The organism is Rhodospirillaceae bacterium, from assembly GCA_028819475.1.
Classification (GTDB): domain Bacteria; phylum Pseudomonadota; class Alphaproteobacteria; order Bin65; family Bin65; genus Bin65.
On sequence record JAPPLJ010000019.1, the window covers coordinates 1 to 23,019 of the forward strand.

21 protein-coding genes and 1 rRNA gene are annotated in these 23,019 nt (G+C 68.9%); 2 read left to right on the plus strand and 20 right to left on the minus strand.

Going from position 1 to position 23,019, the window contains the following annotated elements; translation table 11 throughout:
• Positions 1–345, minus strand: a 16S ribosomal RNA gene (locus tag OXM58_03895); the annotation flags it as partial.
• Between the two features lie 1,112 nt (positions 346–1,457).
• On the opposite strand from OXM58_03895, the gene OXM58_03900 reads away from it, so the two are divergent.
• A complete protein-coding gene (locus OXM58_03900; GenBank protein ID MDE0147492.1) occupies positions 1,458–4,169 on the plus strand; it encodes a peptidoglycan DD-metalloendopeptidase family protein in 2,712 nt (903 codons plus the stop codon).
• 82 nt (positions 4,170–4,251) lie between these two features.
• On the opposite strand, the gene OXM58_03905 is transcribed toward OXM58_03900, so the two are convergent.
• From OXM58_03905 to OXM58_03995, 19 genes are all read right to left on the minus strand, one after another.
• The gene (locus tag OXM58_03905; protein MDE0147493.1) at positions 4,252–5,037 is read right to left on the minus strand and encodes an SDR family NAD(P)-dependent oxidoreductase; all 786 of its coding nucleotides are present in this window, start codon (positions 5,035–5,037) and stop codon (positions 4,252–4,254) included.
• A 128-nt stretch (positions 5,038–5,165) separates the two neighbouring features.
• Entirely contained in the window at positions 5,166–5,936 is a 771-nt protein-coding gene (locus OXM58_03910; protein ID MDE0147494.1) for a tRNA (guanine(46)-N(7))-methyltransferase TrmB, read from the minus strand.
• Entirely contained in the window at positions 5,914–7,101 is a 1,188-nt protein-coding gene (metK, locus tag OXM58_03915; GenBank protein MDE0147495.1) for a methionine adenosyltransferase, read from the minus strand. Before metK ends, OXM58_03910 begins: the two co-directional genes overlap by 23 nt.
• A gap of 160 nt (positions 7,102–7,261) precedes the next feature.
• Positions 7,262–9,064 carry an apolipoprotein N-acyltransferase gene (lnt, locus tag OXM58_03920; protein MDE0147496.1) on the minus strand — a complete coding sequence of 601 codons (1,803 nt, stop codon included), beginning with the start codon at positions 9,062–9,064 and terminating at the stop codon, positions 7,262–7,264.
• Positions 9,065–9,100: 36 nt separating this feature from the next.
• Complete coding sequence (locus OXM58_03925) at positions 9,101–10,123, minus strand: hemolysin family protein (GenBank protein MDE0147497.1); 1,023 nt, start codon at positions 10,121–10,123, stop codon at positions 9,101–9,103.
• Positions 10,116–10,667 carry an rRNA maturation RNase YbeY gene (gene ybeY, locus OXM58_03930; GenBank protein ID MDE0147498.1) on the minus strand — a complete coding sequence of 184 codons (552 nt, stop codon included), beginning with the start codon at positions 10,665–10,667 and terminating at the stop codon, positions 10,116–10,118. The genes OXM58_03925 and ybeY overlap by 8 nt, the downstream gene beginning before the upstream one ends.
• Positions 10,664–11,611 (minus strand): PhoH family protein, encoded by a 948-nt coding sequence (locus OXM58_03935; protein MDE0147499.1) that lies wholly within the window; start codon positions 11,609–11,611, stop codon positions 10,664–10,666. Before OXM58_03935 ends, ybeY begins: the two co-directional genes overlap by 4 nt.
• Before the next feature lie 80 nt (positions 11,612–11,691).
• Positions 11,692–13,119 (minus strand): tRNA (N6-isopentenyl adenosine(37)-C2)-methylthiotransferase MiaB, encoded by a 1,428-nt coding sequence (gene miaB / locus OXM58_03940; GenBank protein ID MDE0147500.1) that lies wholly within the window; start codon positions 13,117–13,119, stop codon positions 11,692–11,694.
• A gap of 75 nt (positions 13,120–13,194) precedes the next feature.
• A complete protein-coding gene (locus OXM58_03945; protein MDE0147501.1) occupies positions 13,195–14,079 on the minus strand; it encodes a lysophospholipid acyltransferase family protein in 885 nt (294 codons plus the stop codon).
• Between the two features lie 14 nt (positions 14,080–14,093).
• A complete protein-coding gene (locus OXM58_03950) occupies positions 14,094–14,999 on the minus strand; it encodes a GNAT family N-acetyltransferase (GenBank protein ID MDE0147502.1) in 906 nt (301 codons plus the stop codon).
• A 65-nt stretch (positions 15,000–15,064) separates the two neighbouring features.
• A complete protein-coding gene (locus OXM58_03955) occupies positions 15,065–15,478 on the minus strand; it encodes a Fur family transcriptional regulator (GenBank protein MDE0147503.1) in 414 nt (137 codons plus the stop codon).
• A 168-nt stretch (positions 15,479–15,646) separates the two neighbouring features.
• Complete coding sequence (locus OXM58_03960; GenBank protein MDE0147504.1) at positions 15,647–16,084, minus strand: MucR family transcriptional regulator; 438 nt, start codon at positions 16,082–16,084, stop codon at positions 15,647–15,649.
• Positions 16,085–16,327: 243 nt separating this feature from the next.
• The gene (tsaB, locus tag OXM58_03965; GenBank protein ID MDE0147505.1) at positions 16,328–17,020 is read right to left on the minus strand and encodes a tRNA (adenosine(37)-N6)-threonylcarbamoyltransferase complex dimerization subunit type 1 TsaB; all 693 of its coding nucleotides are present in this window, start codon (positions 17,018–17,020) and stop codon (positions 16,328–16,330) included.
• A 21-nt stretch (positions 17,021–17,041) separates the two neighbouring features.
• Positions 17,042–17,626 carry a malonic semialdehyde reductase gene (locus OXM58_03970; protein ID MDE0147506.1) on the minus strand — a complete coding sequence of 195 codons (585 nt, stop codon included), beginning with the start codon at positions 17,624–17,626 and terminating at the stop codon, positions 17,042–17,044.
• The gene (locus OXM58_03975; GenBank protein ID MDE0147507.1) at positions 17,626–18,189 is read right to left on the minus strand and encodes a NifU family protein; all 564 of its coding nucleotides are present in this window, start codon (positions 18,187–18,189) and stop codon (positions 17,626–17,628) included. The genes OXM58_03970 and OXM58_03975 overlap by 1 nt, the downstream gene beginning before the upstream one ends.
• Before the next feature lie 168 nt (positions 18,190–18,357).
• Positions 18,358–18,597, minus strand: a complete 240-nt coding sequence (locus OXM58_03980; GenBank protein ID MDE0147508.1) for a hypothetical protein — start codon at positions 18,595–18,597, stop codon at positions 18,358–18,360.
• 8 nt (positions 18,598–18,605) lie between these two features.
• Positions 18,606–19,883 (minus strand): class I SAM-dependent RNA methyltransferase, encoded by a 1,278-nt coding sequence (locus OXM58_03985; GenBank protein ID MDE0147509.1) that lies wholly within the window; start codon positions 19,881–19,883, stop codon positions 18,606–18,608.
• A gap of 1 nt (position 19,884) precedes the next feature.
• Positions 19,885–20,658 (minus strand): TlyA family RNA methyltransferase, encoded by a 774-nt coding sequence (locus OXM58_03990; GenBank protein MDE0147510.1) that lies wholly within the window; start codon positions 20,656–20,658, stop codon positions 19,885–19,887.
• Positions 20,659–20,666: 8 nt separating this feature from the next.
• Positions 20,667–22,067: an MATE family efflux transporter gene (locus OXM58_03995; protein MDE0147511.1), complete on the minus strand. Its 1,401-nt coding sequence runs from the start codon at positions 22,065–22,067 to the stop codon at positions 20,667–20,669.
• A 162-nt stretch (positions 22,068–22,229) separates the two neighbouring features.
• On the opposite strand from OXM58_03995, the gene OXM58_04000 reads away from it, so the two are divergent.
• Entirely contained in the window at positions 22,230–23,018 is a 789-nt protein-coding gene (locus OXM58_04000; protein MDE0147512.1) for a fumarylacetoacetate hydrolase family protein, read from the plus strand.
• Position 23,019: the final 1 nt, after the last annotated feature.

Consider the following 23,019-nt stretch of genomic DNA (forward strand, 5'->3'; position numbering starts at 1 on the left):
ATTCCCCACTGCTGCCTCCCGTAGGAGTCTGGACCGTGTCTCAGTTCCAGTGTGGCTGATCATCCTCTCAGACCAGCTACGGATCGGAGCCTTGGTAGGCCGTTACCCTACCAACAAGCTAATCCGACGCGGGCCCGTCCCAAGGCGATAAATCTTTCCCCCGTAGGGCACATACGGTATTAGCAGCCGTTTCCAGCCGTTATTCCGTACCTCAGGGTAGGTTCCCACGCGTTACTCACCCGTGCGCCACTTTCCACCGCCCCGAAGGGCGGCTTCTCGTTCGACTTGCATGTGTTAGGCCTGCCGCCAGCGTTCGTTCTGAGCCAGGATCAAACTCTTAGGTTGAGTTTGAAGAACCGGGGAAAGGAAACCCCGGTCCATAAACTGACAAGAACCTGCTCAATTGAAGCGTCACATAGAGCGAGCATCTCCCGGCAGCGGACTGCCGGAAAATGTCGATCGTTCCTGGATGCACAATCGAGCGGTTCTCCCCATGCGGTCGCGAGCGCGCCCCGCGCCGAAGCGCCGGACAAGCCCGGACACGCGCCAGGGCCGATGAACCGCCGCCTGCGCATCCCTTTCCAATATCCACAATGTCAAAGAGCGCGCCGCCTCTCCGGCGGATCTTCCAAATCCACCGCTCACAAGATCAACTTGCGTAAGCGCGAGCGCACGGCCGGGCCTTCGGCCCAGCCGAGAACGCGGGTTATATGTGGCGCCGCGGCGCGGTGTCAAACGCTTTCGCCAAGTTTTTGCGGTTTCTTTTCGCTGTGGCGCGGATGCCGCACCTGCTGCCGCGGGATCGCCGCCCCGATAATTCATCCTCCGCGCCCGGCGGGGCTTTCGGCGCGGCCCGGGAGCGTTTGCCCCGCGGGAACCGGGCAATTTCGTCCGGCCGGGCCGAGGGTTGAGGCCGCTGAACGGGTTTCGTTGCCGGGACGGCGGCCATGGCGGCGCGGCGGGGGACACGCCGTCCGGCCGCCGTCGCGCCACGATTCCCCGCTTGACAATCCGGCACGGGTAAACCAGTAAATTCGAAACAAACAGCGGGCCGGCGCGGTTTGCGGAGCGTCGGCATTGCTTTTGGCGGTTGCGGTTGTCGTAGCCAGCCGGGGGCCGGTCGATCGAACGTCGACGATCCGGTCGGCGACATAGCGGGGTCGCTCCTGCCGGCAACTGCTTCGGAAACCGGGCAGTCTGGCTTTGGCATATTGGGGGAGATGCAGACGCGGAACGCCTTTGGAGGGCGTATGGTCGATCGTCGCATTTCTTATAGTTCTGGCAATTTTTCCTCGATTGAGCGGGGAGACGCCGGCCTACCGGAAACCGGGCCTGAACCCGAGCACACCGGAACGCCGGACCGCAGCGCAGACCTGAGGGATACCGGGCCGGGTACGACCGCCGGTCCGATCGGCCGGACGGGCCGGCGGCGTGCACGGATTCGCGATGTGGCCAATATGGGCGCCGCCCTGGGCGCGGCCAGAATGACGCCCGAGGAGCGCAAGCCGGTCGTCCCCGCGGCATCGGAGTCTCCGGATGCCGACCGTGGCGGACCGGCCGCGAACCCGCAAATTCCGGAAACCGAAGGGTCCCGCGGCGCGCCACCGAAAGCACCGCAGGGCGACCCTGCGGCGTCCGTCGTCGCGGCTGCGCTGGACGGCGCGGTTTCGGGCGGCGACGGCCCCGGTTCCGGCCCCGGCTCTGACCGCGGTGACGCCGGAACCGGCCGGGACTTTCCCCCGCCGGAGGACGCATCGCCGCCCGTCGTCGCCGAGCTCGACGAACCGTCGGGCAAGCAACTCGACCTGGCCGAATTCGTGATCCAGGCCGCAGTTTCGGGCGACGACGACGGGGCCGTCCAGATACCCTGGATGCCGGAGCCGGCCGACCGGGCAGGAAACCGGGCAGGAAGCCGGACAGGAAACGGCGCCATGACCGCCCGCGGCGGCCGATCCGGGGCTCCGGGCACCGGAGCGGGACAGGCGCCGAAATCCAGCGAAGCCGCGAGGGCCGGCCCGGACGCCGCCCGCTACGGGACCGGCGCCCTGGATGCCGGCGGCGGCGGAGTCGACGGGAACGGTTTTCCCGCCCGCCGCGACATGGACAATCGCAACGCCGGGCCCGCCAGGGGACCGGTTCCCTCCGGCAACGGCCCGGTCGACTACAGCAACGTCGGCCCTGATCTGAGCATCCCGATCGCCGGTGAGGAAGATATCCCGTCTGTTCGGGCCCACTACGAGGAAGAAACCACCGCCTGGGAGACCGGCCCCACGGAGTCCGGAATTGCGGGCTCGGGCGCGCCGGACGCGAAAACAGCCGCTGCGGGCGCGGAGTCGCTCCGGGCGCCGGAGCCGGCCGCGCCGGACGATGCGGCGCCAAAGTTTTTGAGGTCCAGGGAGCGGTCGGGATTTCGCCCGGGCCGGTCCCCGCTTCTCCGCTCGAAGAGGTCCGCGCCCGGCAGGGACGTACCTGCCACGGGGGCGTCCGCTCCGGCAGCTGACCGGGATCGGACGGCGGCGGCGAGCGCGCCCGAACCGGACCGGACAGCGCCCGAAGAGACGTCGGGCGCCGCGACCCGCCGGACCCGGAAGGCGCGCAAGACCGGGAAGGCCGTGGCGGCAGGCGACGACGGCGCGCTGCGCGGATGGAAACGGCTGGCGGCGCGGCCGGAAAGCGTCGAGGCCGACCGGCGGGCGAATATTCTAAGCGGCCTAGGGATCGCTGCCGCCCTCGGCGCGGTCGCGTGGTATGTCGCGACCCCGGGGCCACCGTCGACGCGGATTGTGGATGCCGGAAAGACCGACATTGCGGCGCCGAAAGCCGGCAAGAAAGCGGATGCGAAGACTCCCGGCAGCACCGCCGGCGCCGGCGGACTCCGGAAGCCCCTGATCTACCGGCCCGCGAAAAAAATCGAACTGGCGGCGGCGAGCGCTGTCGGCGATCTCGAATACCGGATAACCCCGAATACCGTCGACCGGATGGTCGTCTCCGCCCGCGGCGACAATTTCGGCAAAATGCTGCTGCGCGCCGGGGTCGGAGCCGAGGAGGCGGCGCGGGCGGTCCGGGCCCTGCGAAAGACCTACAATCCGCGCAGGCTGCCGATCGGTCTCGAACTCAAGGTGATTTTCGAGGCGCCCGGCGTCGGGAATCCCCGTTTCCTGGGCTACCGGTTCGATTCGTCGAGCGACCGGATGGTCCATGTCTCCCGGGAGGCGACCGGCGGCTTTACCGCAAGGAAGGTCGAGAAGATCGTCACGCACGTCTATTCCCGGGCAGACGGGCAGATCGAGACCAGCCTGTTCGGCGCCGGCGTCAAGGCCGGCGTCCCGCCGGGGATCATGCTCCAGATGGTCCGCCTGTTCAGTTTTGCCGTGGATTTCCAGCGCGACCTGCATGGCGGCGAGAAATTCCAGATTATGTACCGCTCGCAGAAGGACGAATCCGGCCGCATCGTCCGGCACAGCGACATCGTCTATACGTCGCTGACCGTCGGCGGGAACGCCCGGAAGCTGTACGTCTACGAGCCGCCGAAAGGCGCGGTGCAATATCTGAACGAACGCGGGCAAGGCAACCGCCGGACGCTCATGAAAACGCCGATCGACGGCGCCCGGCTGACGTCGCGGTTCGGTTATCGCAAGCATCCGCTTCTCGGATTTACGAAGCTGCACGCCGGTGTGGACTTCGGCGCCCGCCCCGGTACCCCGATCTATGCCGCCGGCAACGGCACCATCGTCAAGATCGGCTGGTTCGGCACATATGGACGCTACATCCGCATCCGGCATGGCAGCGTCTACCAGACCGCCTACGCCCATATGAGCCGGTTTCAGCGCGGTCTCAGGGTCGGCTCGCGGGTCAAGCAGGGCGATACGATCGGTTATGTCGGAAATAGCGGACGCTCGACCGGCCCGCACCTGCACTACGAGGTGATCCGCAACGGCCGGCAGGTGAACCCGATGAAGATCGCCCTGCCGGCGCGCAAGAACCTCAAGGGCCGTGAACTCAAGCGGTTTCTCGCCTATCGCAAGGAGGTCGACGCCCGCTACGCCGCCCTTGGCCTGGCCAATGAGCGCCTGCAGCAGGGCAAGGTGCAGACCGTCGGGTCGAAAGGGGCTCCCGGCTGCAAGACCGGCGCGAGCACTGACGGGCAGGGCGGCCGGGCCTGCAACTGAACTTCGGCGGTTCGACCGGTCGACGCCGGGGCCGGCACGGCAGCGACGCACCCCGCCGGCCCTAAGGCCAGCCGTATCGAATTCAGACGTGCTGGCCGCCGTTTATGTGGATCTCCGCACCGCTGACATAGGCCCCGACATCCGTCGCCAGCGCGTAGATCACCGACGCGACCTCGTCCGGCAGGCCGAGCCGCCGCATCGGAATTTCCCGTTCCACCAGGTCCTCGGTGCCCGGTGACAGGATCGCGGTGTCGATTTCGCCCGGCGCAATCGCGTTCACCCGGATGCCGAAGGGGCCGAAATCGTTGGCCATCTCGCGGGTCAGTGCGGCCAGCGCCGCCTTGGAGGTCGCATAGGCGGCGCCGGCGAAGGGATGCACGCGGCTGCCGGCGATCGAGGTGACGTTGACGATCGATCCCCTGCCGTCGCGCAGTTCCCGCATCAGGCCGCGCGCCAGCAAGAGCGGCGCAAAAAAGTTCACCGTCATCACCTCCTGCCACTGGGTCAGGCTCGTGTTGACAGTGCCCATGCGCTCGCCGTCCCGGCCCTTCGGCGAGATGCCGGCATTGTTGACCAGCGCGGTCAGCGGCCGGCCGGCCAGCTTGTGTTTCAGGACGGCGAGGCCTTCTGCCAGCGCCACAAGGTCCGACAGGTCGATCCGGACATGGTTGTCCGCGCCGTGCTCCCACGGGCAGGCCTTGTCGAAGGACTGGCGGGAAATGGTGATGACCCGCCAGCCGGCATCGTGGAACCGCTTGACCGTGGCGTGGCCGATGCCCCGGCTGGCGCCGGAGATGATCAGGGTGCGGTCGCTGTAGTCGGTCGCCGGGTCGAGCCTGGCGCCGGTTACCGGGCAGACCTGTTCCATCGGGGTCCGTCTCCTGCCCGGCCCGACCGATTCCGGACCATGTCCGGGCGGCAGCCTGCCGGGTGCGGGGTCGAACCGGGGATATAGCCCGGATTTCTCCCCGATGTCACGGCCTGCGTCGCGTCCTGTCAGGCCGGTGTCCCGTTGCGGCGGTAGCCCAGATAGGTGCAGCGACGGCCTTCCTTCAGCGCCTTGGCTTCATAGCGCGTCTGCGGCCAGTCCGCCGGCCGTTCCAGCCAGTCCGCGGCCCGCCGGGCGGTCCAGTCGAACCAGGGCTGCTCCCCCATGATCCGGAGCGTCCAGCCCAGAAAGACCGGGTGATCGGTCGCGATGCGCAGCGTGCCGCCCGGCGGCATCAGTTCGGCAAAGCGCCGGACCGTCGCGCTCTGGACGAAGCGGCGGCCGCGATGCCGGCGTTTCGGCCATGGGTCCGGGTGGAGCAGGAACAGCCGCTCGATCGTCGCCGGGGCCAGCGCCGTCAGGAGCAGCCTCGCGTCGTCATCGAATATCCGGATATTGGCGAGCGACCGTTCCTCGACATGGCGCAGCAGGGACGCCACGCCGTTGACGAAAGCCTCGCAGCCGAGGAAGCCGATTTCGGGATGGGTCTCGGCCTGCCAGGCCAGGTGTTCGCCGGCGCCGAAACCGATTTCCAGCCAGAAGGCCTTCCGGGGCGTCCCGAAAAGCGCCGGCAAGTCGAGCGTACCGTCCGCCGGCAGCCGGACCCGCAGTTGCGGCAGCAGGGTTTCGACCAGCGCAGCGCGGCCCTTGCGCAGGGGCCGGCCCCGGCGGCGGCCGTGGAACCGCTGCTCAGCGCTGCGGCCCGGATGCGATTCTTTGGGCCCCGCCGGCCCTTCGCCCGCTTCCGGACCCGGCCTAGAAGGCTCCTTTGAGGTCATCGACCAGATCGGTCCGTTCCCAGGAAAACCCGCCGTCGCCATCGGGCTCGCGGCCGAAATGCCCATAGGCGGCGGTGCGCGCGTAGATCGGCTTGTTGAGGCCAAGATGCTCGCGGATGCCGCGGGGCGACAGGTTCATCAACTCCTGCAGGACATCGGACAGCTTTTCCTCGTCAACCTGCCCGGTCCCTGCGAAATCGACATAGACCGAAAGGGGTCTGGCAACGGCGATCGCGTAGGCCAGCTGGATCACGCATTTTTCCGCCAGGCCTGCGGCCACGACATTCTTTGCGAGATAGCGCGCGGCATAGGCTGCCGAGCGGTCCACCTTGGTCGGATCCTTGCCGGAGAAGGCGCCGCCGCCGTGGGGCGCCGAGCCGCCATAGGTATCGACGATGATCTTGCGCCCGGTCAGGCCGGCGTCGCCGTCGGGGCCGCCGATCACGAAGCGGCCGGTCGGATTGACGTAGAATTCGTCCTCGTCGCACATCCAGCCGTCCGGCAGCACGTTGACGACATGGGGCCGCACGATCTCGCGCACGGCATCGGCGTCGATCTTTTCCGAATGCTGGGCGGAGACGACGACCGAAGCCGCGCCGACCGGCTTGCCGTTCTCGTAGCGCAGCGTCACCTGGCTCTTGGCGTCCGGGCCGAGCAAGGGCAGGGCGCCGGAATGGCGCGCTTCGGCGAGCGACATCAGAATCTGGTGCGAAAACTGGATCGGCGCCGGCATCAGCGCCTCGGTCTCGGTGCAGGCGTAGCCGAACATCAGGCCCTGGTCGCCGGCGCCCTCGTCCTTGTTGCCGGCCGCGTCCACACCCTGGGCGATGTCGCCGGACTGGCCGTGCAGATGCACGGCGACGTCAGCCTTCTGCCAGTGGAACCCCTCCTGCTCATAGCCGATGTCGCGCACGGCAGCCCGCGCGATCTCCGCGATGTGGCCCTTGTCGACGTTGCCCTCGGCATCGACCAGCGGCGCCGGGCCGCGGCATTCGCCGGCAATGACGACCCGGTTGGTCGTCGTCAGGGTCTCGCAGGCGACCCGGGCTTCCGGGTCGGCGCCCAGGAAGGCATCGACGACGGCGTCCGATATCCGGTCGCAGACCTTGTCCGGATGGCCTTCGGATACGGATTCGCTGGTGAACAGATAGTTTGCACTGGGCACAGATATTCTCCTCCCGATTGCCGCGGCCCGTCCTGGAACGCGGCACCGGGCCGGACATTAATGAGCGCGAACGGGCGGCGCAACCCGAGGGGCCGGCGTGGACGGCATGGCAGGCCGGCGTCCCCGTCCGGCGTTGTAGGGGAAGGCCTGAAACCCTCACCTACGGATCGGAGGGCGGGTGCGGTTCCGGCGTCGGACGGCACGGCGCGAGGCGGACGAGCGCCGCAACCGCCAGCAACAGCAGCAGGAATACGAAGTCACCGTAGCGCGCGTAGAGCGTCGGAGGGCGGGCTCTGGGCAGGTCGGCGTCGAGCACGCCGCGGGCGCCGAGCGGCAGGAGGCCGGTCACGCGGCCCCAGGGATCGACCACCGCCGAAATCCCGGTGTTGGCGGCGCGCACCATCGGCAGGCCCTGTTCGATCGTGCGCAGGCGCGCAGCGGCGAAGTGCTGGTATGGCCCGGCGCTGTTGCCGAACCAGGCGTCGTTGGTCAGGTTCAACAGCCAGCCGGGCCGGGTCGCGCCGACGGCTTCGGCCGGGAAGATCGCCTCGTAGCAGATCAGCGGGCTGGCGTCGGGTGCGCCGGGCACCGCGATGCTGCCCGGCCCCGGGCCGAAGGCGTAGTCCCGGCGCCCGTGGGCAATCTTCGTCACCCCGATCCGGCCGAGAAAGGCTCGCGCCGGCACATATTCGCCGAACGGGACCAAATGATGCTTGTCGTAGGTGCTGACCGGCTTCCCCGATTTATCGACGACATGGATGCTGTTCCAGGTGTCGGGCCCGGCGTCGCGGTTGGCGCCGGTGATCAGAACCCCGCGGTCCGGAACGGCGGCGAGCAGGAGTTTCCGGACATCGCCCTCGACGGACACGACCGCGTGGCGGGTCTGAAGCCGGTAGGGCAGCGCCGTTTCCGGCCAGACGACGTGGGTGATCCCGTCAAAGCCGTCCGACCGGGTGAGCGCCGCATAGCGCAGCAGGATCGGCCGGCGGGCGCCGGGCCGCCATTTCAGGCTCTGGGCGACGGCGCCCTGCACGATACGCAACCGGACGCCGGGCACCGCCTCGACCGCGGCCGGAATGGTAAAAAAACCGATGACGAGCACGGCGGCCGTTGCCGCCGTCAGGCCGCCCGTCCAGGCGAGCGTGCGCCGGTTCCGCGCCGCCTTGCCGATCAGTGCAGCCGGGAGCGCGGCCAGGGCGACGGTCACCAGGCTCAAGCCGAACGGCCCCCACCAGGCCAGGGACTGCGCCGCGCCGGGGAACTCGGCCCAGACCGCCGCGGCAAGATTCCAGGGAAACCCGGTGAGGATGACGCCGCGCACCCATTCCAGCGCCGCCCAGGCGGCGGCCAGCGCCAGCACGCGCCGGACGCCGCCGCCGGGCGCGGCCCGCCATGCGATGCCGGTCGCAACGGCGGTCGTCGCCGCGAGCACGGCGCCGAGCCCGAACACGTTGAACGGGATCATCCAGGTGAACCGGCCGGGCAGAACCGCGACGGCGAGCGCGATCCAGAGCGCCAGCACAAGGGCGGCGGCGACGGCGCCGACCCATCGACGGCCGATCCGCCTGCGGCCGGCCAGCCGCGCGCCGAGAGCGCCGGCCGCGATGGCCGCCGCCGGGAAACCGGCAAGCCCGGCGACGAGCAGCAGGTCCCTGTCAAAATCGCCGGGAACGTCGATCACCACCGGCAGGCCGAGCCAGTAGAGACCGGCCGAGAAATAGCCGATGCCGAACAGCCATCCCGCGGCCAGGGCCGGGCCGAGCCGGTCTATCGCCCCCAGCCGCAGGAACAGCAACCCGAACCCGATGAACAGCAGCGGCAGGAGATGCAGCGGCGGCTGGGCCAGGGCACAGAGCGCGCCGGCGACGATCGGCAGGACGGCGTCGCGCCAGCCCGTTCGCGGGATTGGCCGTCCGGCGCCGGGTTCGGCCGGTTCAGCGGTTTCCGTGCGGTCGGGCAGCACGGTTCCGGCGGGAAAAATCGGCGGGCGGCGGGGCCGTCAATGTGCGCTGCTGTCTTCCGCCCGCCGCGCCGGCAACCTGCGCAGCCGCACCCGATGGATGCGCCGCGGATCGGCCTGCAGCACCTCCAGCTCGATGCCGCTCGAATGGGAAATCAGTTCGCCGCGGGTCGGCACGCGGTTGGCGAGAAGAAAGACCAGCCCGCCGATGGTATCGATATCGTCGCGTTCCTCGTCGGTCAGCAGATCGCCATACAGCGCTTCCAGATCTTCGAGCCGGGCCCTGGCATCCGCCTCGGCGATCCCGGGGCGGACTTCCTCGATTTTCGGGCTTTCGGCGTCGTCGTGCTCGTCTTCGATCTCGCCGACAATTTCCTCGACCAGATCCTCGATGGTGACCAGCCCGTCGATCCCGCCATATTCGTCGACGACCAGCGCGAGATGAATCCGGGTGTCGCGCATCTCCGCCAGCAGATCGAGCACGCTCATCGACGGCGCCGCGAACAGCGGCTTGCGCACGATTTTCTCAAGCTTGAAACTGCGCCGCTTGCTCCAGTAGGGCAACACATCCTTGATGTGCACCATGCCGGCGATCTCGTCGAGCGTGCCGCGGTAGACCGGCAGGCGGGAATGGGTCTCGCTGCGCGCCAGTTCGATCAGCTCCGGCAGGCCGGTCGACAGGTCGACCGCCGTTATGTCCGCCCGGGGCACCATCACGTCGCGTACCGTCAGATCGTGCAATTGGAGGATATTGTGGATCAGCCGCCGTTCGTCGGCCGCCATGGGCGCCTGCGGGCCGCCGGCGTCATCGAGCAGTTCGCCGATCGTATCCCGGATCTGCTCGCCGTTGCGCGGCCGGCGCAGACTGCGCAGAAAGCGCTGGATTGGGCCGCGCGCCGGCCTGGACGACGCGCCGGCAGGCGCGGCCGGTTCGCGATGGCCGTTGCCGGCTACGGCGGGCAGGCCGGCCGCCGGAGCCGGCGCGGCGGGGCCTCCGGCGGTCCGGCCGGTGCTACTGTCAGAGGACGCGCTTTCCTGCGCGTCGCCCGAATCTTCAGGCATTTTCCAATTCCAGATGCTCCAGGGGAGGCCCTGCCTCGTGTGAACCAGCATAGGGATTGGCGACGCCCAATCCAGCCAGAATTGCGATCTCCATCTGCTCCATCCGCGCGGCCTCGGAGGCGGTGCCGTGATCGTAGCCCAGCAGATGCAGCATGCCGTGAACCGCGAGGTGGGTCAGATGATCGGCGGGCGTCCGCCCGAGGCTGTCGGCCTCGCGCAGCACGGTCTCGCCGGAGAGGACGATATCGCCCAGCAGGCCGCCGGGAGGGCGGTTCCGATCCGGGGCGTCGCCCCCCGGCGCCGGCATATCGAGGGGGAAGGACAGCACATTCGTCGGCCGGTCGAGTCCCCGGTGGTCCCGGTTGAGGGCGCGAATTGCCCGATCGTCGGTGATCGTGAGCCCGAGCTCCCATCCGGCCAGGTCCAGGCCGGGCAGCGCCGCGGCCGCGGCGCGGACCGCCCTCCGGCACAGGGCTTCGGCATCGCCGTCGGCAATCCGCCAGCAGTTCGGGGCGAGATCGAACGCAATCTGCGGGGCCGTCATCGCGCCGGCGCTTCCTCTTCCGGTTCCAGGTTCAGCCTGCCCTGGGCATTGTCCCTTGCGTCATAGGCCTGAACGATTCTCGAAACGAGATCGTGCCGTACGACATCGACATGGCCGAAATGGGCGAAGCCCACGCCGTCCATGCCGTCCATGATGTCCACGGCGTCGCGCAGGCCGGAACGGACGCCGCGCGGCAGGTCGACCTGGCTGAGGTCGCCGGTCACGACCATGCGCGAATTCTCGCCGAGGCGCGTCAGCAGCATCTTCATCTGCATCGGGGTGGTGTTCTGCGCCTCGTCGAGGATGATGAAGGCGTTGGACAGGGTCCGCCCGCGCATGAAGGCGAGCGGCGCCACCTCGATCTCGCCGCTCTCCAGCTTCTTCATGACGCGGTCGCCGGGCAGCATCTCGTAGAGCGCATCGTAGAGCGGCCGCAGATAGGGATCGACCTTTTCGCGCAGGTCGCCGGGCAGGAAGCCCAGGCGCTCGCCCGCCTCGACCGCCGGCCGCGACAGGATCAGCCGCTCGACCTGCCCGCTCTGCATCATGTTCACCGCGCAGGCGACCGCGAGATAGGTCTTGCCGGTGCCGGCCGGGCCGAGTCCGAACGTCATTTCATAGGCCCGCAGCGCCCGGACATAGGCGGCCTGACCGGGCGAGCGGGCGCTCACCGTCCGTTTCGGCGTCCGGATCGTGACGTCGGCGGCCTCCTCAGGGTCCGGCGGCTGTCCGGCCATACGGATGGCGGCGTCGACGTCCGGCTGGGCGACCGCGCCGCCGTTGCTCGCGGCCCTGTAGAGGGACTTCAGGGCGCTGACCGCCGTGACCTGGGCGTCTTCCGGCCCGGTGACCGTGAGGCGGTTGCCGCGGGCGTGGATGGTGACGCCGGTCTTTTGTTCCAGCCGGGCCAGGTTGGCGTCGTGAGCGCCGCACAGGGCCGACATCGACGCATTGTCCTCGAAGCGCAGACTCGTGCCGCCGTCACGCGCGCCGGCCAGAACCGTTCCGGTCGCCGTCTTGCGGCTCACGCGGCCCGAACCCCTTCGGACCGGTCCGCGCCGACAGGCGCGCGCGGCGGCGCGGCAGGCGCAGCCGCCAGATGCCCGGCAAGACTGTTGGCGGTCGTCCGGTCGATCGCGATATCGGCGATCCGGCCGAAGCGGTCCGGCGGCGCCATGACATGGACCGCCTGCATCCACGGGCTGCGCCCGACCATCTGGCCGGGCTTGCGGCCGGCGCGGTCGAGCAGCACGGGCATCGTCCGGCCGATGCAGGCATGGTTGAAAGCGGCCTGCTGGGCCTCGAGCAGCTGCTGGAGCGCGGCCAGCCGGGCGGCCTTCTCCGCTTCGGGCACCTGGCCGTCCGCCGTCGCCGCCGGCGTTCCGGGCCGGGCGCTGTATTTGAAGGAATAGGCCTGGGCGTAGCCGACTTCGGTGACCAGCTTCAGCGTGGCCGCGAAATCCTTGTCGGTCTCGCCGGGAAAGCCGACGATGAAATCCGACGACAGGGCCAGGTCGGGCCGAGCGGCGCGCAGCCGGTCGACCGTCCGCCGGTAGTCGGCCGCCGTGTGCTTCCGGTTCATCGCCGCCAGGATGCGGTCCGACCCGCTCTGCACCGGCAGATGCAGATACGGCATCAGGGCCGGCACGTCGGCGTGGGCGGCGATCAGGTCGTCGTCCATATCCCGGGGATGCGAGGTCGTGTAGCGGATCCGGTCGAGCTCCCCGACCTCCGCCAGTTCCCGGATCAGCCGGCCGAGGCCCCAGGCTCTGTTCTTGACCTCGCCGCCGGCCCCGCTCCCAATCCCGCCGGGCGCTTCCCCGGCATAAGCGTTGACGTTCTGGCCCAGCAGGGCGATCTCCCGCGCGCCCCCGGCGACCATGCGCCGGGCTTCGGCGAGGATGGCCGCGGCCGGGCGCGAATATTCGGCGCCGCGGGTGTAGGGCACGACGCAGAAGGTGCAGAACTTGTCGCAGCCTTCCTGCACGGTCAGGAAGGCCGACGGGCCCTGGGAGGCACTTTCCTCGGGCAGGGTATCGAACTTCTCGTCGGCCTCGAATTCCTGGCCGATGGCGCTGCCGGTCCGCCGGGCCTCGGCCAGCAAATCCGGCAGGCGGTGATAGCTTTGCGGGCCGAACACCAGATCGACCGCGGGCGCGCGCCGGCGTATTTCCGCGCCTTCGGCCTGGGCGACGCAGCCGGCGACGGCGATCGTCGCATCCTTGCCGGCAGCGCGGCGTTCGCGCTTGATCCGCTTCAGCCGCCCGAGTTCGGAATAGACCTTTTCGGCCGCTTTCTCGCGGATGTGGCAGGTGTTCAGGATGACGAGGTCGGCATCCTCCGGCGCTTCGGCCTGCCGGTATCCGCGGGGCGCCAGAACGTCCGCCATGCGGGCGGAATCGTACACATTCATCTGGCAGCCGTAGGTCTTGATATAGACCGATTTCTGCATGCGGGCGTTATTACCGGCGGCGGCGCAACGGCGGCGCCTTCGAGGCCCAATACGGTAAGCGCGGCAACGGGTGTGTCAAGCGGCGGCCTTTCCCGCCCGATCCGGCCCGGCGGACGGCGCGGCTCCCCCGGCGTCGGTACGGACCGCCGGCAGTGGCGGCCCGACGCCGACGGGCTGGTCCCGCCCGGTCAGCGACCGGGCGACTCCGGCAGCGATCACGGCGTGGCACCAGGCCGACAGGTCCTTGCGCGAGGCGAACCGGTCGATGTTCACCGGATCGTGGAACCGGACCTCGACCCGCGACCGGCCGATGCCCAGCAGCTGCCAGAGATGCCCGGCCATCTCCATGTCGCCGTACCAGGCGAAGAACGGCCGTAGATGCCGGCCCATCGGAATGCCGTCCAGATGGGTGTAGGCCACGGAGACCGGCTGGACGACGACCGGCCTGTCGCCGATCCGGATGGCGGCGGCGCTGAACAGGGCGCTGCGGAACGGCAGGACGAAATTGCCGTCGCTGCTGGTGCCCTCGGGAAACAGGACCAGGCTGTCGCCCGCGGTCAGCCGCTGCTTCAGCAGTTCGGACTGGCGGACGGCAAGGCGCGGGTTACGGTCGACGAATACGGTGCCGCTGATCTTCGCGCAGAGGCCGAACAGCGGCCAGCCGGCGACCTCCGCCTTGGCGACGAAGCAGGCTTCGAGCAGCGCGCCGAGCACCGGGATATCCGCATAGGACGTGTGGTTGACGACATAGAGCACGGGGCCCTTCTTCACCGGTTTGCCGGCGACCTTCAGCCCGATGCCGAGCAGGCGGTTGAACACGCGATAGACGGTGATGGGCCATTTCCGTGCAAATTTCCGGCCCAGCGCCAGGTTGACCGCCTGGACGGGAATCAGCACCGCAAACCAGGCCATACAGGCGATCAGGCGAACGGTGGCGCGGACATGGGAAATATAGAGCATGCCGCCGCCGGCCCTCAGCAACCGGAGGCCGCGCCGGTCGCGTCGCCCCCAGCGTCACCCCCAGCGTCACCGGGAGCGCGCCGGCCCGGAATGTCGAGTTCGCGCGTGTAATGCTTGTAGTACCGGTCGGAGACGGCGGCGACATCGACGACGACGCAAACGTCCACCGTATTGAATTCATGGTCGATCACCGCGCCGTCGCCGATTCCGCCGCCGAGACGCAGATATCCCTTGATCATCGGCGGCAGATCGCGCAACGCCGCTTTCCTGTCGATCCGGTCGGCGGGCAGCAGATTCATATCGACGTAGCGGTCATTGACCGCGACGGGCCGGTACCGCTCGGGCGCCAGGTGGTTGTGGTGCAGATAGGCGAGCGGCCGCGCGACCTCTTCGGGGTCGGTGCCGTGCAGGCTGGCGCAGCCGAACAGGAAGGCAATGTCGTTCGACAGGACGTAGGCCGATACGCCGCGCCAAAGGATCTGCATGGCCCGTCTTGTCCGGTGGGCGGCGTCGATGCAGGAACGGCCCATTTCGAGAATTTCGCCGGGCTCGGCCACCAGCCGGTCGATGTCGTACTCCGCTGCGGAGTAGAAGCCGCCGACCCGCTCCGCGCCGGCCCGGCGCAGCATGCGATAGGTGCCGACGACGCCTTCCGGCCCGACGCCCAGATCTTCGTCCAGCACGATCAGATGATCGCAATGGGCGTCGAAAGCGTCGAAATCGCGCTTGAGCCGCGCCATCTCTCCGGTCGGCCGGGCGGCCATTTCCTCGTAGAAGATCCGATACCGGAGCGCGAGGGCGGCATCGATTTCCGCTTCGGTCTCGGCCAGCCGGACCCGCAGCCGGCCGACGCGCTCGTCGATCTGGCGCGCGGCAAAACCCTCGGCGTCACGCGGGTCGGCGATGGGGAACGGCGTCATCGACGGACCGGGCTACGCCGCCGCCCGGTTCCGCCGCGCGCCGGGTGCAGCGCCGGCGCAATGCATCATGCGCCCTTCTTCTTGCGGGCGTAGAGTTCGAGCCGGTGGTCGACGATTTCATACCCGAGTTCCGCCGCGATCCGGTCCTGTAACTGCTCGATCTCGTCGTTGCGGAATTCGATGACCTCGCCGGTCTGCACATCGATCAGATGATCGTGATGCTCCTCGGGCGTTTCCTCATAGCGCGAGCGCCCGTCGCCGAAATCGTGACGGTGCAGGATATTGGCCTCCTCGAACAGGCGAACCGTCCGGTAGACGGTTGAAATGCTGATGTTCGGATCACGCTCGACGGCGCGCCGGTAGACCTGCTCGACATCGGGATGGTCTTCGCTCTCGGACAGGACGCGCGCGATCGTGCGGCGCTGTTCGGTCATGCGCAGGCCGCGTTCGTTACACAGCTTTTCGATCCGGTCGGGCATCGTCCACCGGCGTGGCCTCGGAGGCGGCGGGGCCGCGCCCCGCCGCCTCCGCCGGCGCTGCGACCCATAGCGGCGACAGATTATCGCGTCAGCGGTGGAGACACGAGTCCTGAAAGCGAATCCTGAAAGCGAATTCCGCGGCAGCAAATCGCCGCCCGGCGGCCCGGCCTATTCGTTGCGCCCGCCGCCCTGGCTGCGCCCGCTGGTGCCCAGACCGATCTGCTTGGCGAGCTGGCTGCGGCGCTTCGCGTAGTTCGGTGCGACCATCGGATAGTCCGAAGGCAGGTTCCAGCGTTCCCGGTATTCTTCCGGCGTCATGTCGTAGGCGGTTTTGAGGTGCCGCTTCAGCATCTTGAGCTGTTTGCCGTCTTCCAGACAGACGATGTAGTCGGGCTGGACCGATTTCTTGATCGGCACCGCAGGCCTCGGCCGCTCGGGATCGAGGGACGCGGCATCGCTGCCCTGAGCTTCGAGCGCAGCATACGTTTCTTCGATCAGCCGCGGCAGGTCGCTCAGCAGGACTGTATTATTCGAAACATAGGACGAGACGATATCCACCGTCTGCGACAGCAGGCTTGCATGTTCGGTATTGTCTTGGTCGGACATTGCCGGTTCCGCAGGAAAATGGGCTAAAGATGGGGCCATCATACGAATTTCGCGGTAAATTGCAACCTTCTCAAAATATAATTCTGGATATTTCAAATAATGGATCGGGTAATTTCGAACGGAATTCTTGATTTTTGTTCGGTACTTGGCGTTCGTTACAGAGATTCACACATGTAAAGGCTGTGTAAGCCGGAACCCGCCCGGATCGAAGACTTTAGCTGATGGGGGCATGTCGGGCTCCTGTCATTTGAGTTGCGCGTTGCGGCGGGCCTCCGGCAGCTGGGCTTGCGGCGGCCGGAGGTAGAGCGGCCGCGGCATGGCAAGGCCGGCCCTCCCGTCCTTGCCGAGGGCCTCGAAACGCCGGGCGATCAGCGATGCGAAGGCCGCAGCACGGGGCGGACCCGCCAGCGAACCGTCCGGGCCTCGGTCTCCTTCCGTGCCGGCGTCGCTTGCAGCCGAAAAGGGGAAATCCGTTACCATCGGAACGCCTTCCGCCCCTGCCAGAGCGATGGCTTCATCCGGCGCGAGAATTCCGGGATCGCCGGCCGCCGCGCCGCCCGGACCGAACAACTGGCAATAGAGATCGTTGCGTTTGGTGTCGATGGCGACCATGCAGCCTGCCGGCGCCCGGATCGCCAGCGCCTCGAAGGTCGAAATTCCGATTGCGGGAATGCTGCGGGCGAGGGCCAGTCCGCGCGCCGCCGCCAGGCCGATGCGAATCCCGGTAAAGGCGCCCGGTCCGCGCGTGACGCCGACGGCGTCCAGCCGGCCCCAGGCCATCCCGGCCTCGGCCAGGGCCTCTTCGATCATCGGCAGGAGCCGCTCCGCCTGTCCGCGCGGCATCGCCTCGTAGCGTTCGGCGATCGCGCGATCCCCCGACCAGACCGCGACGCTGCACGCGCCGCAACTGGTATCGAATATCAGGAGCCTGGCCATGACCGTGGCGAGAATGCCGGGCTAGAGGATTTCGCAGGCCTCGTCGAAAGACATGCGCGGCGCCTGTTCCTTGAGGGCGGACCGGTCGCCGTAGCCGAGGCAGCACAGGAAATTCGACTGGAGCCGGCCGTCAGGGAAGAACTCGGCGTCGACCACGGCATTGTCGAAGCCGGACATCGGCCCGCAATCCAGCCCGAGCGCCCGCGCGGCAATAAGGAAATAGGCGCCCTGGAGCGTGCCGTTGCGGAACGCGGTGATGCCGGCGTGGGGCTTACCCTCGAACCACGACCGGGCACCGGGCGCCTTGGGGAAATAGCGCGGCAGATGTTCGAAGAAGCGGGTGTCGTGCGCGACGATGGCGACGACCGGAGCGGCCAGGGTCTTTTCGAGATTGGTCGCGGACAGGGCCGGGCGAAGCCGCTCTTTCTGATCCTGCGATTTCAGGAACAGGATGCGCGCCGGCTGGCCGTTGGCGCTGGTCGGCCCCCATTTCGTCAGGTCCCACACGGCGGCCAGCGTTTCGTCGGACACCGGCCTGTCGGTGTAGCGGTCGAAGGATCGGGCGCCGCGCAGGATCAGGTCGAGCGTCGCCGGGTCGGCGGTCATCAATAGACCGCCCGGACTTCGTGCACCTCCGGCACATAGTGGCGCAGCATGTTCTCGATGCCCGCCTTGAGCGTCATCGTCGAACTCGGACAGCCCGAGCAGGCGCCCTGCATGGTGAGATAGACCACGCCGCTGTCGAAGCCGTGGAACTGGATGTCGCCGCCGTCCATTGCGACGGCCGGGCGGACCCGGGTATCGATCAGCTCGCGGATCTGCTGCACCACCGGATCGTCGTCGTCCGCGCCGGGCATCTCGTCGCCCGTTTCGGCCCGCTCCGGCGCCATGACCGGCCGGCCGGCCGTGAAATGCTCCATGATCACGCCGAGCACCGGCGGCTTGAGCAAGGGCCAGTCGGAGTGGCCGGCCTTGGTGACGGTGATGAAATCCGAGCCCAGGAACACGCCGGCGACGCCGTCGATGCCGAATAGCGCCTCGGCGAGCGGCGAGCGCCCGTCCGCCGCCTCCGCTGTCGGAAAGTCGGCGGTACCCTGCTCCAGCACCGTGCGGCCGGGCAGGAATTTCAGGGTCACCGGGTTCGGCGTTTCGGCGGTCTGGATGAACATCGCAATCTCTCGCGGTCGGAGGGCCGTGGCGAAACTGCCCCCGGGGAGAGGGAAGCGGCCGATCGGAAGCTGCCGGGAAAGTGGTACAGCGGGCGATTGGCGTCAAGCAGACCGGCCGCGGGAACCCGCAGCGGGCATCGTCGCTGCGTGCGGACGCTCCGGCGGAGATCAGAGAGTCTGTGCGATCCCGCCGAGGGTGTGCGGCCAGAACAGCGTATCGAGCACCAGCTCGCCGAGGCTGAGGTCGGCGGTGAAGACCAGCACGACCAGCGTCACCGCCGCGCCGAACAGGTAGCAGCGGATCAGCACAGTCAGCGCCTTGCGGGCGCGGCGGCGCGCCTCGGCGATTTCCGGCGCCCGGTCGTCCGCGCCGCCGTCGCCGCCGTTATCGTGGGGAGGCCGAGCCATGCGCGGCATCATCCGGCAAAATCGAACCGGGCCGCAAGCTCCAGATGCGGCGACCAGAGGAACTGATCGACCGGCCGCAGCCGGGTCAGCCGGTAGCCGCTTTCGACAAGGATCCGCGCGTCGCGCATGAAGGTGCCCGGGTCGCAGGACACCGCGACGACGACCGGCACCCCGGACGCCGCGATCTCCGCGGCCTGCGCCTTCGCCCCGGCGCGCGGCGGATCGAAGACGACGAGGTCGGCCTCTGCCAGTTCGCGCGCCGGGACCGGCCGGCGCATCAGGTTGCGCGGTTCGGCGTGCAGCTTCGCCAAGCCGGCGCGCCGCGCCGCCGCACCGAGATTGGCGATGGCCGCCTTGTCGATGTCGGCAGCCGAGACGGAACAGCCGCGCCCGGCCAGCGGCAGGGCGAAGGCGCCGGAACCGCAAAACAGGTCAAAGGCCGAGGCCGCGCCCTCCGCCGCTTCCACGACGAAGCCGGTCAGCGCGGCCTCGCCGTCCGCCGTGGCCTGGGCGAAGGCGCCGGGCGCCAACGCTACGGGAAAGCCGCCGTAGACCGCCCGCACCGGCCGGGCCTCTGCGAGCACCTCGGCGCCGTCCTGCTTCGGATGGGCGCGCGCCACCCGGGCCAGATTTTCGCGGGCCAGCAGCTCGACCAGAGCGTCCCGCCCCGCACCACCGAGCCGGGCAGAGGTACGAACGAGCAGGTCGAGGCCGCTGTCGGTCATGGCGACATGGGCGTTCGCCCTGTCGCCGGCTTTCAACGCCGCTGCCGCCCAAGCGCGCAGCGGTTCGATCAGGGCGGTGATTTCCGGCAGGACCACCGGACAGGCGGCAAGGTCGACGACGCGATGGCTGTGGCGCTCGTTGAAGCCGACGATGGCGTCGTCGCGCCGCCGCCGGATCGCGAAGGCGGCGCGCCGCCGGCTGCCCGGCGGGCTGGAATGCAGCGGTTCGACGGTCGCGCCCTCCAGCCCGTTGCGGGCGAGCAGGCTGCGCAGCAGGTCCGTCTTCCACGCGCCATAGGCCTCGGGCGCCAGATGCTGCAGGGCGCAGCCGCCGCAGTCGCCGAAATGCCGGCACGGCGGCTCCCGCCGGTCCGGGCCGGCCTCCAGCACCTCCAGCAGCCGGCCGCGAAACCGACCGGGACCGGCTTCGGTGAGCGCGACCGCGACCCGGTCCCCCGGCGCGGTGGCGGGGACGTGGACGACCCCGCCTTCCAGGGCGGCCACGCCGTCGCCGCGCCAGCCGATGCTCTCGATCGTCACTTCGGCCCGGAAGCCGGTCATGTCAGCCGGCGCTTCCGCCGTCGTATCCGGCGCAGATCAGGAATTCGCGGTTGCCCTCCGGCCCGGTCACCGGGCTTTCCTCGATGCCGGCGACCGACCAGCCGGGCTGTCCGTCGAGCCAGGACCGCACGTCATGGCACACCGCCTCATGCACATTCGGGTCGCGCACCACGCCGCCCCTGCCGACCTGCGCGCGCCCGGCCTGGAACTGGGGCTTGATCAGGGCGATCAGCCAGGCGCCGGGCGCGGCGAGCGCCATGCCGGCCGGCAGCACGGTTTTCAGCCCGATGAAGCTGGCGTCGCAGACGACGGCGCCGGGCGGGTCCGGCACGAGATCGCGGGTAAGGTGCCGGGCATTGGTCTTTTCCAGCACGACGACGCGCGGATCGGTGCGCAGTTTCCAGGCAAGCTGGCCGTGGCCGACATCGACGGCGTAGACCTTCGCCGCGCCGCGATGGAGCAGGACGTCGGTGAAGCCGCCGGTCGAGGCGCCGATATCGAGACAGGTCCGCCCGGCGGGATCGACGGCGAAGCGCTCGATGCCGTGCGCCAGCTTCAATCCGCCGCGCGAGACCCAGGGATGGTCCTGTCCGCGCACCGTCAGCGCACCGTCGTCCGGAACGCTTGCCCCCGGCTTGTCGATGCGCCGCTCGCCCTGGAACACGACTCCAGACATCACCAGTGCCTGTGCCCTGCTGCGCGACTCGGCCAGGCCGCGCTCCACCAGCAACTGGTCCACACGTTTTTTGACGGGTTTGGCGGCGCTCCGGGCCATGCGCCATTCTACGCCTGCGCCGCCGGCTCTGGCGAGAGAGTGCCGGACCGGGTCATCCGGTTGAAGCGGGTGACGAAGAACACCGCCGTTGACGCCAGCCCCAGCGCAAGGCCGATCCAGATACCGACGGCGCCCCAGCCGGCGGCGAAGCCCAGGGTCCAGCCGATGCCGAAGCCGATGATCCAGTATCCGACGGCGGCGGCGACCATCGGGATCCGCGTGTCGTTGAGCCCGCGCAGCGCGCCGGCGGCGATGGCCTGCATGCCGTCGACGATCTGGAAGGCCGCGGCGACGTAGAGCAGGCTCGCAGCGAGGGCCAGCACCTCCGCCGATCCGGCCATGCCCCGGTCGAGGAACAGGCCGGCGAGCGTGGCGGGAAACAGCGCGATCAGCAGGCTCATCGCAGACATGAAGACGATGCCGATCCCGAGGGCGGAAAATCCGGCCCGCCGGATCCCGGCCGGGTCCCGGCGGCCGAGCGCCTGGCCGACCCGCACGGTCGCCGCCTGGCCGATCCCCATAGGCACCATGAAGGTGACGGCGGCGACCTGGATCGCGATGTGATGGGCGGCGATGGCCGTGGCGCCGATCCAGCCCATCATCACCACGGCGAAGGCGAAGACGCCCATCTCGATGAGATAGATGCCGGCGATCGGCAGACCGATGGCGAAGATCCGGCGGAAGACCGCCCAGTCCGGGCGCCAGAACCGCATCAGGATGCGATAGTCGCGCAGGTCCCGGCTGCTTGTGCTGAACCAGAGCAACCCGAGGAACAGGAAGGTCTGGACGATGGTGGTCGCCAGCCCCGCCCCGGCCAGTTCCATACGCGGTGCGCCCAGCTCGCCGAAGATCAGCGCATAATCCAGCAGCGCATTGAGCGGTATGCCGGCCAGCATCATCCACAGCGCCGGCTTTGGCCGGTTGAGCGCCGCGCCGAAACAGCGCAGCACGACAAAGCCGACGATCATCGGCAGGCTCCAGGCGACCATGGCGAGATAGTCCCCGGCGCCACGGACCGCGACGGCCGGCTGGTCCATCCAGAGCAGCACCGGCTCCATCGCCAGCAGGGCGAACAGGCCGGGCACCGAGACCAGGGCGGTCACCCACAGGCCCTGGCGCGTTACCCGGCGCACGCCGACCGGGTCTTCCGCGCCGAAGGCCTGGGCGGCGAGCGGCGCGACCGCCGTGACCAGCCCCATCCCGGTGACCGACCACAGGAAGATCAGCGTGCTGCCCAGCGCCGCGCCGGCCAGTGCCTCCTTGCCCAGCCGCCCGATCATCAGGACGTCGACGGTCGACATGGCGATCTGGCTGAGTTGCATCAGCGCCAGCGGCACGGCAAGACGGATCGTCTGCCGCGCTTCCAAAATCCAGATTTCCGGCCGGGCTTCCGGTCGTGCCGCTGTCATGGTCTTCGAGTTTGCGTTCGGATTGTGCGCAGGGCGGGCGGATATGGTGTCGTTACGGCCCCGCCTTCAAGGACTGGGCCTTCAAGGTCTGGCACGGCAGGGCAGCTGTGCTATGACCCACGGACACCGCCTGCCGCGAGATTACCTGCTTAGGGCCCTGCGATGTTGAGCGAAACCGCCGCCCGGACTGCCGCCGAACTGCTGCTCAAGGCCCGCGGCGATCACCGGCGGCTGGACAGGCTGCCGCCGGACTGCACGCCGGAGACCGTCGAGGACGGCATGGCGATCCAGAACGCGCTGGCGGACCTCTGGGGCCTGGAGGTCGCCGGCTGGAAGGTCGGCGCGGCGAGCGCGGCGGCGATGGAAATGCTCGGCACCGATGCGCCCTTTCCGGGCCGGGTCTTCGCGCCCTACCTGCTGGACAGCCCGGCAGGCGTCGCCGCCGAGGCCCTGCACAAATGCGCGGTCGAATGCGAGTTCGCCTTCCGGCTCGGCCGCGATCTGCCGCCGCGCGACGCCGACTACGGAATGGACGAGATCCGCGACGCGGTAACGGACGCCTATCCGGCCATCGAACTGGTCAACGATTACTGGGTCGACGGCTTCGCGCTCGGCGTCGCGCATTTCGTCGCCGACAACGGCTCGAACGGCGGCCTCGTGCTCGGCCCTCCGATCGGCGACTGGCGCGAGCGCGACCTCGCCGCAGCCGCCGTAACGCTGACCGTCGACGGCGAGGAAGCCGCCGGCGGCACCGGCGCCAACGTGCTCGGCCATCCGCTCAACACGCTGGTCTGGCTCGCCAACGACCTGTCCCAGCGCGGCATCGGGCTGGACGAGGGCGCGGTCGTCACGACCGGCTCGATGACGGGCATGACACCCTGCCGCCCCGGCGCAACGGCGGTCGGAGACTATGGGCCGATGGGCACCGTGCAGGTGACGTTTGAACCGTAAG

Excerpts from the sequence above, each read along its gene's own strand:
- OXM58_03900 (MDE0147492.1), top strand. The coding sequence starts at position 1,458 with ATGGGCGCCGCCCTGGGCGCGGCCAGAATGACGCCCGAGGAGCGCAAG.
- OXM58_03905 (MDE0147493.1), bottom strand. The coding sequence starts at position 5,037 with ATGGAACAGGTCTGCCCGGTAACCGGCGCCAGGCTCGACCCGGCGACC.
- OXM58_03910 (MDE0147494.1), bottom strand. The coding sequence starts at position 5,936 with ATGACCTCAAAGGAGCCTTCTAGGCCGGGTCCGGAAGCGGGCGAAGGG.
- OXM58_03925 (MDE0147497.1), bottom strand. The coding sequence starts at position 10,123 with ATGCCTGAAGATTCGGGCGACGCGCAGGAAAGCGCGTCCTCTGACAGT.
- ybeY (MDE0147498.1), bottom strand. The coding sequence starts at position 10,667 with ATGACGGCCCCGCAGATTGCGTTCGATCTCGCCCCGAACTGCTGGCGG.
- OXM58_03935 (MDE0147499.1), bottom strand. The coding sequence starts at position 11,611 with ATGTCGGCCCTGTGCGGCGCTCACGACGCCAACCTGGCCCGGCTGGAA.
- miaB (MDE0147500.1), bottom strand. The coding sequence starts at position 13,119 with ATGCAGAAATCGGTCTATATCAAGACCTACGGCTGCCAGATGAATGTG.
- OXM58_03945 (MDE0147501.1), bottom strand. The coding sequence starts at position 14,079 with ATGCTCTATATTTCCCATGTCCGCGCCACCGTTCGCCTGATCGCCTGT.
- OXM58_03950 (MDE0147502.1), bottom strand. The coding sequence starts at position 14,999 with ATGACGCCGTTCCCCATCGCCGACCCGCGTGACGCCGAGGGTTTTGCC.
- OXM58_03955 (MDE0147503.1), bottom strand. The coding sequence starts at position 15,478 with ATGCCCGACCGGATCGAAAAGCTGTGTAACGAACGCGGCCTGCGCATG.
- OXM58_03960 (MDE0147504.1), bottom strand. The coding sequence starts at position 16,084 with ATGTCCGACCAAGACAATACCGAACATGCAAGCCTGCTGTCGCAGACG.
- tsaB (MDE0147505.1), bottom strand. The coding sequence starts at position 17,020 with ATGGCCAGGCTCCTGATATTCGATACCAGTTGCGGCGCGTGCAGCGTC.
- OXM58_03970 (MDE0147506.1), bottom strand. The coding sequence starts at position 17,626 with ATGACCGCCGACCCGGCGACGCTCGACCTGATCCTGCGCGGCGCCCGA.
- OXM58_03975 (MDE0147507.1), bottom strand. The coding sequence starts at position 18,189 with ATGTTCATCCAGACCGCCGAAACGCCGAACCCGGTGACCCTGAAATTC.
- OXM58_03980 (MDE0147508.1), bottom strand. The coding sequence starts at position 18,597 with ATGGCTCGGCCTCCCCACGATAACGGCGGCGACGGCGGCGCGGACGAC.
- OXM58_03985 (MDE0147509.1), bottom strand. The coding sequence starts at position 19,883 with ATGACCGGCTTCCGGGCCGAAGTGACGATCGAGAGCATCGGCTGGCGC.
- OXM58_03990 (MDE0147510.1), bottom strand. The coding sequence starts at position 20,658 with ATGGCCCGGAGCGCCGCCAAACCCGTCAAAAAACGTGTGGACCAGTTG.
- OXM58_03995 (MDE0147511.1), bottom strand. The coding sequence starts at position 22,067 with ATGACAGCGGCACGACCGGAAGCCCGGCCGGAAATCTGGATTTTGGAA.
- OXM58_04000 (MDE0147512.1), top strand. The coding sequence starts at position 22,230 with ATGTTGAGCGAAACCGCCGCCCGGACTGCCGCCGAACTGCTGCTCAAG.